Annotated in this window: 10 protein-coding genes; 5 read left to right on the forward strand and 5 right to left on the reverse strand. The window is 48.8% G+C overall.

All coding sequences use genetic code 11. The features are described 5' to 3' along the window. Positions 1-106 precede the first annotated feature (106 nt). The 3 genes from ppc to QUB04_RS18705 form a co-directional block, all read right to left on the reverse strand. On the reverse strand, positions 107-3,232 hold the full coding sequence (gene ppc, locus QUB04_RS18695; RefSeq protein ID WP_333286592.1) for a phosphoenolpyruvate carboxylase: 3,126 nt from the start codon (positions 3,230-3,232) through the stop codon (positions 107-109). Positions 3,233-3,653: 421 nt separating this feature from the next. After that, positions 3,654-3,893: a hypothetical protein gene (locus QUB04_RS18700; protein WP_333286594.1), complete on the reverse strand. Its 240-nt coding sequence runs from the start codon at positions 3,891-3,893 to the stop codon at positions 3,654-3,656. Positions 3,894-4,080: 187 nt separating this feature from the next. Then, positions 4,081-4,371, reverse strand: coding sequence for a hypothetical protein (locus QUB04_RS18705; protein WP_333286596.1), 291 nt, complete (start codon positions 4,369-4,371; stop codon positions 4,081-4,083). Positions 4,372-4,668: 297 nt separating this feature from the next. Between QUB04_RS18705 and QUB04_RS18710 the strand changes: the two genes are divergently transcribed. From QUB04_RS18710 to QUB04_RS18725, 4 genes are all read left to right on the forward strand, one after another. Next, a complete protein-coding gene (locus QUB04_RS18710) occupies positions 4,669-8,187 on the forward strand; it encodes a hypothetical protein (protein WP_333286598.1) in 3,519 nt (1,172 codons plus the stop codon). A gap of 106 nt (positions 8,188-8,293) precedes the next feature. Beyond that, a complete protein-coding gene (locus QUB04_RS18715; RefSeq protein WP_333286600.1) occupies positions 8,294-11,167 on the forward strand; it encodes a zinc-dependent metalloprotease in 2,874 nt (957 codons plus the stop codon). Positions 11,168-11,325: 158 nt separating this feature from the next. Further along, entirely contained in the window at positions 11,326-11,754 is a 429-nt protein-coding gene (locus QUB04_RS18720; protein ID WP_333286601.1) for an element excision factor XisH family protein, read from the forward strand. After that, positions 11,730-12,077: a XisI protein gene (locus QUB04_RS18725; RefSeq protein WP_333286603.1), complete on the forward strand. Its 348-nt coding sequence runs from the start codon at positions 11,730-11,732 to the stop codon at positions 12,075-12,077. The genes QUB04_RS18720 and QUB04_RS18725 overlap by 25 nt, the downstream gene beginning before the upstream one ends. Positions 12,078-12,216: 139 nt before the next feature. On the opposite strand, the gene QUB04_RS18730 is transcribed toward QUB04_RS18725, so the two are convergent. Together QUB04_RS18730 and QUB04_RS18735 are read right to left on the reverse strand one after the other, a co-directional pair. Then, the gene (locus QUB04_RS18730; RefSeq protein WP_333286605.1) at positions 12,217-13,635 is read right to left on the reverse strand and encodes a phosphatase PAP2 family protein; all 1,419 of its coding nucleotides are present in this window, start codon (positions 13,633-13,635) and stop codon (positions 12,217-12,219) included. 288 nt (positions 13,636-13,923) lie between these two features. Beyond that, entirely contained in the window at positions 13,924-14,067 is a 144-nt protein-coding gene (locus QUB04_RS18735; RefSeq protein WP_333286607.1) for a hypothetical protein, read from the reverse strand. Positions 14,068-14,218: 151 nt separating this feature from the next. On the opposite strand from QUB04_RS18735, the gene QUB04_RS18740 reads away from it, so the two are divergent. After that, complete coding sequence (locus tag QUB04_RS18740) at positions 14,219-15,058, forward strand: ATP-grasp domain-containing protein (protein WP_333286609.1); 840 nt, start codon at positions 14,219-14,221, stop codon at positions 15,056-15,058. Positions 15,059-15,100: the final 42 nt, after the last annotated feature.

A 15,100-nucleotide genomic window follows, 5' to 3' on the forward strand; every position in this document is an offset into this window, starting at 1 on the left:
TCTATGGCTGTGACTACAATGGGCGATCGCCTGAATTCTGAAACTACCAGTGGTGAGGTGCTCCATCGCGCACCTCACCACTAATTCAAAACTCAAAATTATTTGCCTAGCCGGTATTCCGCATCCCCGCAGCAATTCCATTAATCGTCAGCAGAGCTCCCCGCAACAATTCACCCTTGCTATAACGCGAGTGAATCACCCCAGGAACCCCGCCACTACCGTGCTGCCGCAAGCGTTTCAGCAGCGAAACCTGCAACAAGCCCAAAGGCACAATCGTCGCATTTCGCAACTGCACCGATCGCTGCAGCGATGGATCTTCGTCCAACAAACGTTGGTGTCCGGTAATCGTTAAAACCAAATCGCGAATCAAGTGAAATTCGGCCGCAATTTGATCGAATAAAGCGTTAAAACGCTCCTTATCAGCAGGCAAAGCTAACTCCTGCACGTAGTGTTCTGCAATCTGCAAATCCACCTTAGATAAAGTCATTTCCACCTTAGAAATTACCATTCTAAAAAACGGCCATTTCAAGTAGAAATACTGCAAAAGTTTCATGTGTTCTTCCGGTTCCTCCAGCAAAAACTCTTGCAAAGCTGTACCGACACCGTACCAAGAAGGCAGCAAAAAGCGGCTTTGAGTCCAGCTAAACACCCACGGAATTGCTCGCAAACCGCTGATGTCTTTTTTGCCACCGCGCCGGGCCGGACGAGAACTAATTTGCAACTGGCTGATTTCTTGAATCGGGGTAACTTGGTGGAAGAAATCGACTAAATCCGGCTGTTCGTAGATTAAATGGCGGTAGTGCGATCGCGATCGCGCCGATAACTCCTCCATAATCTCATTCCAAGGGTCGATGCCATCAAAACCAGTGTGCAGCAAACTAGCTTGAATTACCGCCGCCGCCACCGTTTCCAAATTGTAAAGCGCCAACTCCGGCAAAGAATATTTAGAAGCCAAAACCTCGCCTTGTTCAGTAATCTTAATTCGCCCGCTAATACTCTTTCCAGGCTGAGCGAGAATTGCCTTGTAAGCAGGCCCGCCGCCGCGCCCTACAGAACCGCCTCGGCCGTGAAAAATTCGCAGCTCCACACCGTGTTTTTCCGCAACCATTTGCAAAGCCTTTTGAGCTTTGTGGATTTCCCAATTGCTGCTGAGGAAACCAGAATCTTTATTGCTGTCGGAATAGCCCAGCATCACCTCTTGCAATTTGAGAGTTTCGATTGGGCATTTGAGATTGTCTGCGTTTTTTACCGCTAGTTCCTGCGCGTATCCTCCTGTTAGCAAAGCTCGATAAAGCGGCAGATCAAAGATTTTTTGCATTACTTCCGGCGCTTTTTTCAAATCTTCCACCGTTTCAAACAGGGGAACTACTTGAATACTGCTAATTCCTGTAGCCGGATCGTAAAGTCCCGCTTCTTTTGCTAACAGCAAAACCGCCAGCAAATCGCTGACATCGTGGCTCATGCTGATGACGTAAGTTTCGCAAATTTCCGGGCCAAACTCCTGCTGCATTTGCCGCAATATTCGGAAGGTATTGATCGTCTCGCAAGTTTTGGGAGAAAAGGGCAATTCTGCTGGAATTAAAGGGCGGCGAGTTTGCAGTTCCGTTGCCAGCCAAATAATTCGATCGCATTCCGACATTTGATTGTAAGGCTTGGGCAAAATTTGCAAGTATTCAGCAATTTCGCTCAAAGCCTCGGAGTGTACTGTTGACTCTTGGCGGATATCTAGGTAAGCCAAATTAAATCCGTAAATTTCTACTTGGCACAGCAGATTTTCCAAGTCCCGACAGCTCAAACCTGTTTCCACTAAATTGTGCTCGATGAGCTTGAGCTCGGTCAAAAACTCAGCGCCCGATCGATAAAGGCCGGTCATTCCGGGATTTGCTGACAAAGCTTCGCGCTCCCGCTGCAATTCGTCTCCTTTGTAGAGCCGCCAATTACGATCGCGCGTATTTTCCAGTCGCTGCTGCACGTAGGCCAGCTTCAACCGATAAGGTTCTTGCCGATAGCGAATCGCCCACTGCTCGTAAACCTCCGGGAATTCCGATTTGTCGCGATCGAGAGATTCGAGCAATTCCGGCAGCACGTCGCTCCAGTGCAGCGACAAACTCAAAAGTTCGTTCAGTCGCTTCACCGCCGCGATGTACTTCTCTAGCACTAAGTGGCGCTGATAGCAAGCCGTTTGCCAAGTAACTTTTGGAGTCACAGAAGGATTGCCGTCCCTGTCGGAACCCACCCAAGAACCGAACTTGCAAAAATTGTAACTCGGCGGTTTCAGATAAGGATAAGAAGCGTGGAGCGCTTGCTTTAAGCGCTGGTAGAGTTCGGGAATAGCATCAAACAGAACTTCCTCGAAGTAGTGGAGAGTGTATTCCACCTCGTCAAGTACAGTCGGCTTGAATTGGTGCAGTTCGTCAGTGCGCCACCAGAGGCGAATTTCTTCCATCAGTTGCTCTTGGAGAGCCGCCGCTTCCCAGCAAGACACCGGGTAGGGGCTTTGAGAGTCGGTTCCGATCGCCTGAAATTTCTCGTCAACTTGGTCTAGCTGTTGGAGAATCTTCGCCATTCGCCGCTGTTTGGTGCGGATCGTGTGGCGGACAATTTCTGTCGGGTGAGCGGTGAATACCAAGCGGATGTCTAACTGATCGATCAACCGCTGGATTTGCTGGCTGGGCACGTTCAAGCGCAGCAGCATCGGGAACAGTTGGTGAAAAGTGCCGGCATCTCGGGCGATCGTCTCGCTGCTGTCTGCACTGCTCAGAGCCGTTTGGGCCGGGCTTGGGCCTTCCCTGTGCCGCGGGCGATCGGGGGCATCCGTTGCTTGTCCTGGCAGCTTAGAAAACATCCGCCCACCAGCATCGTTGCTGCTAGCGTAAGCTAGCTGTTGGTCTCGCTGTTCGTAGTGCTGTTCGACAATGTTGATCAACTGAAAATACAGTGCAAAAGCCCTAGCGGCGCGGATGGCGGCGTTGAGGTCGAGCTTTTCGATTAGCTGTACGACATTCGACTCGCGAAAGTGAGTGGCTTGTCCTTCGGCGGAATTGACCGATCGCATTTGTTGGAGCAAATCCACCAATTCCTGCCCGCACTCCTGTCGCAGCACCGATTCCCACAAGTCCTCTACAACTTTGAGGCGATTTCGCAGAAACAGGTCTGATTTGGAGTAAGCGGGAAAATGGGAAATAGATGTTGCATCAATAGCCTGTTCTGAAGACTGGAGGACTGAACTCATCGGGCTGTTCCTCAATAGCTGCGGGTGTCAAGAAAATTGTATGGTTTAGTTTCGCCTAAAACACTTTTGTTTGCAGTCAAATTTGAGACTCTTTTTGCAACCTAGAAAGTAGAAGGCACTTATGTACAAAGTATAAGGAAAGATTAATTCTCACAGCACGGATTGTACCTATTGTCAAGCTTTTAGATCACTTGACTTGCAGTTTGAGATTTTAGACGATCGGCGTGAGACGAACGTCTTAGCGCGAGCGTCCAGTCGCGCTAAGTCGAACGATTTTAGATTTACTCCCAAGATGAATCTGGGAAGTTGAACTAGGGTCGAAAATTTTTATCTCTCCAAGACAGAAGTCGCGGGCTAGTATCCGTTTTTGGGCGGGGTCAAAAAAATTAACTTCTAGCTGCAGCATCCTTCCTTGGGCTTTCTAATCCTGTGATTGAGGAAAGTTGAGTACGGGAAGGCGCGAACCCCGAAAGACTTCTTCGCTTTCAACGCCGATCGACGCAACAAACTCAGCAGCAGCTTTAGCCACCACCAACCCGCCCAGCATGGGTAAGGCGACGAAGCTCAATAAGATGTCTGAGGGAACTGGCAACTTTGGACTAGGTGTTTGAGTTTTGAGCAAGTCTGGGTTTTCCGACGGCATAAATTCCTCCTGTGTCAATCCGTAATCCTCAGTTTACATGGCAAATAATCCTCTTGACCGCTGCTTTCTGACTAATGACCAAGAATTTCAAAGGTGGTACCCGCCACGTGATTTATCCGTGGAATCAATCCAAAATCTAAAATCTAAAATCCTCAAGCCCCCGAATTGATCCGTGGGATCGCCTCCAAAATCTAAAATCTAAAATCTAAAATCTAAAATCTAAAATCGAATGACTTCTGAGATCAAATCCGGTGACATCCCACGAAAGATATCCTGCAGGCGATCGTCCCCGCGTAGCCAAGTCTATAAATATCTTCTCGCGAGATATTAGGCTCGCACTCGGAAAAAACGTTTTGTATAAAATCGGGATAATCCCCGACTGCGATCGATCGTGCGACTCTCTCCGCAAAGTATGACGAAACCACAGCACTACAGTCGGAAAATAATAGACATTTCCAGAAAAGCCAGTCTTGAACAGGCAGGATGCCTGTTCCACAAGAATTATGAGAGAGGTCTAATTATTATTCGGATGCAAACGGAAACGATATGACTAATGACGAATAACTTGTTGCTTGGCTTAATTTGAACCTATCTGTGCCAAAATGTCGAGGTATTATCAAAAAAATATTCCCCAACGGCTCGAAGCCGAGGGGATACAACACAAGACACTAAGTCCAGCACGGCTTAAACCAGACAAAACGGTTAGGCTCGGCAAATCAAATAATTGTCTGTAAAATCTGTAACTGTGCTATTTCTAGAAAACAAAACCAGCTTTGGCAAAATTTAGAGTTTCATGTTGAATGCGAACGGGAGCATATTGGCAGACAATCGATCGGCCGCGTCGCAGTGGGCGCAAGAAGCTTTAGGGCTTCCCGAAGTTCAAGTACAAGCGCGTTTGCGGGGAAATCACCTGCACATTTTGTGCGAAGCAGCGCAGTGTCCGTCTCAAGAATTGGTGACGGCGCGATTTACCAACGCCCTCGAACACAGTGATTTAACGCGACTGCTGCCCGATCGACCTAAAATTTACCAGTTGTTTCTGTGCGGCCGCAAAATCGGTTCCCGACAAAATGACTGGACAGTCCGGCTCGATTGTAGCAGTCCCAAGCGACAGCAACAGCCACAGCAACCGGAACCAAAAGTTGCCGAAGTGCCGCCGCCCGCGACTTCCCCCGACGAACCGCCAGCAAGCCCTAAAAGAGGCGGATTTTTCGGCAGATTTAAGAATGACAACCAGAAACTCAAACAGACACCAAAACCGGTAGAAACAGCAGCCAACCCGCCGCAAGTACGGGAAGAACTGGATTTTGACGCCGAAAGTCTGCCCATCGCCTCCCGGATTCAATACCCAGAAGCTTTTGAAACTTCCCCCGTAACGATCGACACTTCGGCTGCTGCGACGCGGGAAGCTTTTAGTTCCGGCGTTCCCCCGCAGCACAAAGCCAACCGTGGCGCGGTGGCTTTGATTCAATCCCCCCAAGCTGACTCAGGCGAGGGCGATCCTGATGGAACATTAACGGTTTCGCCGGAAACGTTGGCGCGCCGGGGCTATCCAGATGCGATCGCCAGCTATCTCAGCGAAATCCTAGGGCCAATGGGAGTTTCGGTGAAAGTAAGCATTCGCGAAAAAGAACTCAAAACCAGCCTAGAAACCCAGCCGGTGAATGGGCCGGAAAATATCAAGCCCAAGGAACGCCGGCTGCTGGTGCTGTGCGAGTCAGCTTACAGCCCCGACCCCTCCTTGCTGGCCGAACCCATCGCCGGCAGGCTACGGAAACTGCAACTAGAGGATTTCCGGGAAGCCGTGATCGCCAGCCAAGTCAGCGGCGAAGCGAAGCCGGACTGGCTGCTGCGGGTGGATTTGACTTCGCCCGACAAAATTCTTAAGGAATGGGCCAGGTGGGGAGACGTACAGTCGATCGCCAAACTGCTAAATCAACACTTGGCAGCATCGAGAGTCGAAGTGCGGGCTACCCTCAAAGAAGCAACCCTCCACCTGTTTTGCAGCAAAACTGCCAAAAAAGGACAAAAGCCTAAACGGCAAGAATACCCCGACAAGCAGCAAACCACCGACGCGATCGCCCCTTTGTTAGCCTCCTTCGCGCCCCAAGGCATCCGCGCAGCTACTATCTACGGCGTAGAACCAGCCAAGGACTCTCAGGCGGCGCCGGAGTCCCCGGTGTGGATAGACTGGGTGGACTTGCCGGCAGCCCACCACCCCGACTTGGCTGCAAACGCTAGAACGCTGGCAGTTGAGGGCGACCAATTGGCTTTGACTTTTTTATTGAACAGGTTGCTCAACCCCAGTCTCAGGCGCAAGCTGGAAACAGGAGGGATTCGGGCTGTCGTGCTGCAAAAAGCCGACGTGCTGCACGTCATGACTGAAGCTCTGACTTGCCCTTCTCAGTCGAAGGTAGGCCCGCCGGTGGCTAAATTTTTGCGGCAGTTACAAATTCCGGGAGTATCAGGGGTGCGAGTCTACGGGCGTCGCGCCGGCCAGAAAGTGCCGCTGTGGCGCTACGCAATTGACCTCAGAACGGTTGTTGACGAGGAATCAGCAGCGACACCCGCACCGGCTCCCTCCCAAGTGGCTGTCTTGGAAAAGGAACCGGTACCAGACTTTGCGCCGGCGGAGGATGGGAGTTTTTCGGGTTTGGGCGAGAATTTGGTGTTCGATGCTCCGGCGCCCAACTCCTGGCGCCCCCGTTTCAAAATCAGACTCCCCGGATACAATCTGGGCGAGCAATTAGTTCAAGCTGCGGTGCAGCCGCTTGTCGCTTCGGGTTTGTTTGTTCCTAACGATGGTTTGTCAACGAATGCTGCTGCGCCGGGGGGCGTGAGAGCCGATCGCGCCGCGGGCATGGCTTTGATTTGGGCGATCGCCGGCTGTCTGCTGACTTTCAATACCGATTGGCTCCTCGGTCTATTTCTGCAATCTGCGACGGTCAGTCAAGCTCCTAGCGCCTCCGAAGTTTGCAGCGGGCCAAATTGTCAAAATTCAGCTCCCAAGGCTTTAGGCGACGTTACAGCCAGACTTCCGAACGAAACCGCGAACCCCGTTCCCCCTGCTGAGGAGGTGAATTTGCCTCGAATTCCGTTGCAACCGTCGCCGGAAGCGAACCAGCAAGAGGCTTTCAATGGCTCTGGGTTTACGAAACCGGGAAATACTAGCGTTCCTGTAGCTGATGTTTCTGCTCCTGTGGTGTTCCCAACTTTGAGGAGCGAGCAGCTTGACGATCAGATAGCGCGCTATCAAGAGTACATTCACCTGCACAAAAAACCGCCGGATATTTTAATTGTCGGTAGTTCGAGGGCGCTGCGGGGCATCGACCCGGCGGTTTTGGAAACAGCTTTGGCAGATTCGGGGTATCCGGGGCTGAGGGCTTACAATTTTGGAGTTAATGGAGCTACTCTCCAGGTTGTAGATTCGCTCATCCGCCGGATTTTGCCGCCGCAACAACTGCCAAAATTGCTGGTGTTGGCGGATGGGGCGAGGGCTCTCAACAGCGGGCGGCCGGATTTGACTTTTAACGCGATCGCTTCTTCGGAAGGTTACAGGCAATTGAGCCGGGGTAGTTTTCTGATCCCCACCAATCAATTAGAATCCGAAACATCGAAGGAAAGCGCCAACAATCCGGTGGCGACTGCGACTGAATTGGTGCAGAATTTGGGACAAGCTCAAGCTACTGTTCAGCAAGTGGTGAATCAAAAGTTGGTGGAGGGTTCTGCAACTTACAAAAATCGCGATCGACTCAAAGGGTTTTTGCGATCGATCGTTAATCCATCAGCCCCTGTTGCAACCGAGATCCCCCAAACCGCACCTCTGGGCCAACCAACAACTGAAAACGCCCAGCCAACCGCTGGGAGTAAACCCGTCAGCGAGTTTCAACCAAATGGCTTTTTGCCGATCGATATACGCTTCAATCCCGAAACTTACTTTCAGAAGCACCCGAAAGTATCTGGTTATTACGACTCCGACTATCAAAATTTTAAATTGGTAGGCGAACAAGCTCTAGCACTCAAAAATCTGATCGAATTTACCAAGGTTCGCAACATCAATCTCGTGTTTGTGAATATGCCTCTGACTGAAGATTATTTAGACCCGGTGCGGACAGGTTACGAACAAGAATTCCGGCAATATATGCAAGAATTAGCAGCTCAAAGCGGACTAATTTTCCTAGATAAGAGTTTATTGTGGCCCCAGGCGCGAGAATCTTTTTCCGACCCCAGCCACCTCAACCGTTACGGTGCTGTTGCAGTGTCTAAGCGGTTGGCTCAAGATCCCATGATTCCCTGGCCAGCGAAACAGTAGTTATAATTTTTGAGTGGTGAGTTATTTTAGAAGTTAAATGCTCCCAACGTTGCGAGTGCGGCGCGACAATCTCAAAACTATTCTTTCCTGTGGCTAAAGACTGAAAATGAAAAGATTGATATTTCGTGAAAATAGCAAAAATACACAGATAAAAAATCCGAGAAAAAATCTGCCTTTGATATTTTTTATATTATCTTTAGCATTTTTCTGTTTCAGTTTGTATAAAGGTTTCTTCTTACCTGTAGCTTTATCATCTGGGCCGCCCAGCACCGAACAAAGTAGCGAACAGCCAACTCTGGCACCCTTTGAAGAGGTTGTCAAAGACGCGAAAAAGTTAGAGGGATTATTTACCCTTTACCGCAATCAAGCAACTGATAAAGTATATCTGGAAATTAAACCGCAACAACTCGACAAAAAGTTCCTGTGCTTTGTGACATTGGCATCGGGTTTGGGGGAAGCGGGCATTTTGAGCGGAATGCCGATCGGCGATTTCTTGTTTCAACTGCGGCGCGTCCAAAATAACGTGCAGTTTGTGATACCAAATATAAATTTTCGCACAAGTCCGGGCGATCCGCAAGCAGGTTCGGTAGCACGGGGATTTAGCGAGTCGATTCTCTATTCTTTGCCTCTCAAAAGCCTTCATCCGCAAAGACAAACTCTGCTGATCGATTTAGGCGATTTGCTGATGAGCGAAAAGCGCGATTTACCCGGGGTAAAAGCGATTTTGCCGATGCTTTTGGGCGCTTCGTACTCGATCGATGCAGACAAGTCTTCTTTTAAAGATGTTAAAGCGTTTCCGCTGAATGTGGAGATTGCTTCTGTCTATGGTTTTTCTAGCGATAATGACAGTGAGCTTAACTATTTACCTTCGATTCCTGACAGTCGGGCTTTTAACCTCCGCATTCACTACAGTTTCTCGGAAGTGCCGCTAAATAACGGCTACCGCCCCAGACTTGCGGACGAGCGAGTGGGCTATTTCCTTACAGCATATAAGGACTTTTCTGACAAGAGCAGCCGGGAGCCTTTTGTGCGCTATATCAATCGCTGGCATTTGCAAAAGCAAATCCCGACAGCGCCGATGTCGCCTCCGGTGCAGCCGATCGTCTTTTGGATTGAAAATAATGTGCCTCCCGAATACCGAAACGCAATTCGCGAGGGCGTTTTGGAGTGGAACAAAGCTTTTGAAAAGGCAGGTTTTACTGACGCAATTCAGGTCAAACAAATGCCGGACAATGCTAAATGGGACCCGGCTGACGTTCGCTACAATACTATCCGCTGGTCGAGTTCTTTTGAGCCTCAGTTTGCCGGCATCGGGCCGTCTCGCACTAACCCGCTGACGGGGGAAATTTTGGATGCTGACATTCTGTTGGATGCTAATGTTGTCCGGGAAATCAAACAGGGTTATCGGTCTTTGGTGGAACAAAATAGATCGCTATCTAAGAGTTTTCAAGGGCGAAACGGTTCTAATACCAATCCCTGTCAGTTCGGGATGTATTCTCGTTATTTGAATGTGCTAGAAAATGGGGATTTAGGAAAAAGCAGCGGGGAAAATGCTCAAGGTGGAATGGCTGATGATTTGCCGACTTTGGTAGAAAGATACCAAGAGCAAAAGCGCTCGCCTTTATCGCGGTTGATGTCGAGTTCGGATATGTGTTTTGGGTTGGAATCGAGCCGCCAGTTTGCGATGGGGGCAATGTCGATCGATCTGTTGGAAAATGCAGCGGCTAGCAGTGGGACGATTGACAATTATGTGAATGAATATATCCGATTTTTGGCTGCCCACGAAGTCGGTCACACTCTCGGTTTGAGGCACAATTTTCACGGGAGTACGATGCTGCAACCGGAGGATTTGAACAATACTCAGGTAACTCGCACGCAAGGTTTGGTAGCGTCGGTGATGGATTATGTGCCGATTAATTTGGCACCTGCCGGAACTGTGCAGGGCGACTATTTTCCAACGATTGTAGGGCCTTATGACGATTGGGCGATCGAGTATGGTTACAAGGTGATGGGCGGCCGGGACCCGAACAGCGACTTACCAGCGCTGCAACAAATTGCCAGCCGCGGGGCCCAAGCGCAATTAGCTTACGCGCCGGATGAGGATGCTGTTGATATTCTCGATCCCGCTGCAAATAGCTTTGATCTCAGCGCCAATATGCTGAGGTATTCGCAATGGCAATTGGATAATGCTAGGGCGATGTGGAAGCGTTTGGAAAAGCGAATTCCGGTTGGGGGAGATGGTTATAACGAACTGCGGGTGATGTTTGATTCGGTGTTCGGGTATTATCTCAACCAGGTGATGAATGCGACTTTGTATGTGGGGGGACAGTCGTTTAATCGGATTCGCCCTGGAGATACTAATGCGAAGTTGCCGTTTGTGCCGATCGAACTTTCTCAGCAGCGAGAAGCTTTAGCAACATTAGAGAAGTACGTTTTTGCACCGGATGCGTTTAGTTTTGCGCCGGAATTGCTGAATAAATTGGCACCGTCGCGCTGGGATCACTGGGGGAGTCCGGCTTTGGTGTTTCCTCTAGATTACCCGATCGGCGATCGAATTACTTTTTTGCAGCGGTTTGTGTTGCGGGTTTTGCTATCTCCGACGCGCTTGGCGCGACTGCGGGATGCCGAGTTAAAATCGGGGCCGGAAACTGCTTTGAGGTTGCCGGAAGTGTTGAACACTGTGCAAAAGGATATCTGGCAAGAGGTTTTGCAGCCGGAAAAGAAGATGCAAATTTCCACTTTTCGGCGTTCTTTGCAGCGGGAACATTTAGCAATTTTGATCGGAATGGTGCTGCGAAAAACGAATGTTCCAGAGGATGCGCGGAGTTTGGCTTGGTACGAGTTGCGACAGTTGCGGGAGGGTTTGAGCAAAAGTATTCGGAATTTGGATCGGAATGCTGATGCTTATACGCGGGCTCATTTGGAGGAAACGCGCGATCGTATTTCTAAGGTTTTGAATTCGCAAATTCAGTCGAATTAATTTGGGGTTCAGAAACCGGGTTTTTGAGGAAGATATTTCGTTGCCGCCTGCAGATTTGGTCAAAAACCCGGTTTCGGAGAATCTTAGTCAAGTTAAAATAATTCTGAACTTGCGTCGTATACGATAGATAGACAGGGAAGCTAAAAAGAATAGCCCTTATGCCTGCCAAAGACCTTTATCACGATATTGTCTGCACTGCCCTCATCAAAGATGGCTGGACAATCACTCATGACCCACTGATTCTAAAAATTGGGGGCCGCTCGGTCTTTGTCGATTTGGGTGCCCAGAAACTAATTGCGGCTGAACGAGGGTCTGAAAAAATTGCGATCGAGATCAAAAGCTTTCTTGGCCCTTCGCCCATTCATGACCTCGAAAATGCTTGGGGGCAGTTCTTTATGTACGCCAGAACGCTGCAAAGACGAGAGCCAGAGCGTCGTCTATACCTAGCTGTTAATCGCAACACCTTTGAAACGTTGTTTAAAGAAGAAGCTGGGCAATTGCTGCTAGAAGAACCAGGTTTTCGCCTGATAGTTTTTGACCCAAACACGGAGGAGATTATCCAATGGCAACCGCAAATCAACCCGTAGACGAATGGCGTGAGACGTTGGAGAAAATTCTCCAATACTATGCGGATATTCCTTATACTTATGGGGATGTGATTACCTATGTGGTGGTCAGCCGCGATCGCAACCATTTTATGCTGATACATGAAGGTTGGGAAAATCATCTGCGAGTTCATGGTACTGTGGTTCATGCCGAAATTCGCAATGACAAAATCTGGATTCATTATGATGGTATTGAAGACGGCATCACTGATGAACTCGTCGCCTCTGGCGTACCCAAAGATCGGATTGTTCTGGCTTTTCATCCACCGGAAGTCCGAGAGTACACTGGATATGCTCGCGCATAGTTTCTAGTCTTGACGAAGATTTTAGACAATCGCTGGCGATCGCCATTTACTCAGAAAACGGGTAAAGGGGCAAGCTTTGTTATGTAAAGCTTAACCCCTCTAACTCGCGCCAGGGATAGGATTAATAGGGCAAAGAGTTTTAATTCTTAGGTCCGACAGTCGATAGATTCAAGCCGCTATCATAGATGTCGTCAGCAATCTGAAGTCCAAGCGGAATACCACCAATATTCTGACCGAGGTCGGGATTGCCTGCACAATCTGTAGCAAAAGCATCAAATACCCAATGCACTCCTAAAAAGACACGACTCAGGCCATTTTCGATAATCATTTGCCACAGCCCACCAGGGAAACTGCGAACGTGTTTGGGTCGCACAGTTCCCTTATTGTCTCGGTTAATGCCATTGAACTCATCAGAGACGAAGGTAATCCCATCAAACAAGCAGTCATCGCTGTGGCTAGTTACGCCATAAAACCGTCGGGTAATATGCAACGCGGCTGCACCGAACGTAGCGTGTCCAGAAGGATAGGCTGGAAAAGGTGGCGTAAAGTTTTTCCCGGTGGAATTCGTATTCGGTGCCCCTAGCGGTAACCACGAGGGGTCAGCATCCTCAGAGATGACGTTATTGCCAGTAGCGGTTGGGCCTAATGAGGGATCGTGTTCCCGAATGGCCACGACAGGTCGCCATAAATCGTAAACGTATTTCTGATCCCAGGCTAAAATACCCGCATCTCCCATTGCAGCATTCACTAGCGCAAAAAGACGAGCATTTTGATCGACAGTATTATTCTGAGCGATCGCCACGGCACGGACAATCTGGTTGTACAACCGAGGGGGTGTCCCTAACTCAACAGCGCCATCATAGCCCCAGTAGATGCCGATGAGTGTTTCATTTGCAGTTCGACGAGAAATATCTGCAGGCAAAGTTCCCATCAATTCAGGTGCAATCCCTTTCCCGCGCACCTGTCTCAGGGCGTTGATATACTCAGGACTATCTAGCTCAGGTGGAGCATCTAACTCATGACGGTTAGTGACAGCAAAACCTCTTGATTGTGCGCCATAGAAGGGCGCATGAAAACCTTGAGGGCTATTATCTGGATCGGGACGGTGTGCGCCAGGAGCCACTGATGCAGCATAGCCATTATCGCTAGCGCTAGGATCGTCCTGCCGCTTCTCTAAGATTTTTTGAGCTACCAAAAGACCAAATTCATGACCTTCTTGTAGGCCGTTTCCTTGTAAACCTGCTTGAGTATGTTTCAGATTAAAAAAGGATTTTTGACTGGGATACAAGCTAGACAATGTAGCGTGGGCAGCGGCGGCTACTGCAGCATTGGCTGAGGCATTGGGTTTCGGAAGAGGTAAGTTAGGAAGATAAGGGGATAAGTCAACTGGAACGACTGGATTACCCTGTACCCCTGCATAAGCGTCATACATAGCTAAGTGAACGATCGCCAAAGCGCGAGAACTTAGAGTGGGGCCTGGTTGCTCGTTCTTCCCGTTAGTAAAACTAATGCGATTGGCTTCGAGTGCGACTTCATTCCAATACAGAATAGAATCCATTGTGTTTCTCCTAGTAATAGTTAAGTAGGGCTGCTTACCAACGCTTAAACGGTAATGCGTTGGGCTATAATAAGGGGGAGTTTGCTAATTTTAGTGGTGGCTAATTTCAGCTTGAGTTTACCCTTACCTTCAGTTAGTAAATCTAGCTGACGAGTTTTCCTCATTGCGCTCATTCTCGCTAAAGTTTGAGGCAATCGCCTAGTCACTTTTTCGAGTTACCTCAAATGAGTGTCACTCGCTTGAGTGACATCGCTGCAAGTTTGCCCAAAATTTGTAGATTTTGCTGAACTAATACGGCAACCAGCTAGGGAAAATCGGATATTCAATTTTTGCAGATCGCGTGATCGGAGCCGCTTGAATTCGTTCTGGCAAGCGTCTCAAAATGACTTCGGCATCAGCAGGAGAAAGTTGTTGTTGAAGTTTGGCTTGCATGGCATTCACCTGTCAGTGTCTAAGCTTCCTTTTGCAGCCATTGATTTTAATGATAACAAGACTGGTGTGGGCGATCGCTCCGGGTTTTTAGTCGAAATTTGCGCTACAATAATAAATTAATCTGGCATATGACTTGGGCGAGGGTAGCTAGATGGTTAGCTGGATTCTAGAAGATGGTGTATTTGGCTGCTCTATGGCTCCACTTGCAACGGAGATTCGCAAGCAAGGACACAATGTTAAGATTGTTGACTATACCAGAGGCATAACAGACTATCAACGCTTCTTTCCCCCAACAGAGTGTGTCATCTTCTATGGGTCACTCTATATAGCTGAACAGATTCTCAGTTGGGATTTGTCTTGGACACCAGGAATTATCGGGACTATTGAACATTATCATTGCACAGCCTATTATCCTCATCTTAAACCTTGGCTGTTGAATGCAGGGGGTTATATTTTGCCACTATCAGAGTTGTCTTCCTCTGTGGTTGAAAAGCCTAAATCACTTTTCAATCTTGAGGAGAGTAAACGTTTGTTTATCCGTCCCAACAGTCCACTTAAACCTTTTGCAGGTAGTCTGTATTCTCCTAGAGAAGTGACGGACTTAGACAGTTTTATGAAACGCCATTACCTCGAAGACCCGAACATTTTGGTGGTGGTTGCACCGGAACAGTCCATTGAAGCAGAATGGCGAGTGATTATTGCCCAAGGGCAAATCTTGTGTGCTTCTCAATATCGGCAGATTGAGAAACCTTACTATCAATCCGGAATGCCTGAGATTGTGCGACAAGTAGCAGAAGCGGTGGCGCAACAACAATGGCAGCCTGACCCAATTTGGGTTCTAGATCTTTGTTGTTCTGGTAATTTGGCTTACGTTCTAGAGATTAATTTTCTATCGTGTTCAGCCTTGTATCAGTGTGATTTGAGCTTAGTTGTGAGAGAAGCATCAGAGGCGGCCTGGAAGCGGTGGGCCCAGAAGCACCAAGGGATATAATATTTTGCACCTTGCGATCGAACGTCAAAATTACCCGTTGCT

The organism is Microcoleus sp. D2_18a_B4, from assembly GCF_036702475.1.
Classification (GTDB): Bacteria; Cyanobacteriota; Cyanobacteriia; order Cyanobacteriales; family Microcoleaceae; genus Microcoleus.

Excerpts from the sequence above, each read along its gene's own strand:
- QUB04_RS18740 (WP_333286609.1), top strand. The coding sequence starts at position 14,219 with ATGGTTAGCTGGATTCTAGAAGATGGTGTATTTGGCTGCTCTATGGCT.
- QUB04_RS18735 (WP_333286607.1), bottom strand. The coding sequence starts at position 14,067 with ATGCAAGCCAAACTTCAACAACAACTTTCTCCTGCTGATGCCGAAGTC.
- QUB04_RS18725 (WP_333286603.1), top strand. The coding sequence starts at position 11,730 with ATGGCAACCGCAAATCAACCCGTAGACGAATGGCGTGAGACGTTGGAG.
- QUB04_RS18720 (WP_333286601.1), top strand. The coding sequence starts at position 11,326 with ATGCCTGCCAAAGACCTTTATCACGATATTGTCTGCACTGCCCTCATC.
- ppc (WP_333286592.1), bottom strand. The coding sequence starts at position 3,232 with ATGAGTTCAGTCCTCCAGTCTTCAGAACAGGCTATTGATGCAACATCT.
- QUB04_RS18730 (WP_333286605.1), bottom strand. The coding sequence starts at position 13,635 with ATGGATTCTATTCTGTATTGGAATGAAGTCGCACTCGAAGCCAATCGC.
- QUB04_RS18710 (WP_333286598.1), top strand. The coding sequence starts at position 4,669 with ATGTTGAATGCGAACGGGAGCATATTGGCAGACAATCGATCGGCCGCG.
- QUB04_RS18715 (WP_333286600.1), top strand. The coding sequence starts at position 8,294 with ATGAAAAGATTGATATTTCGTGAAAATAGCAAAAATACACAGATAAAA.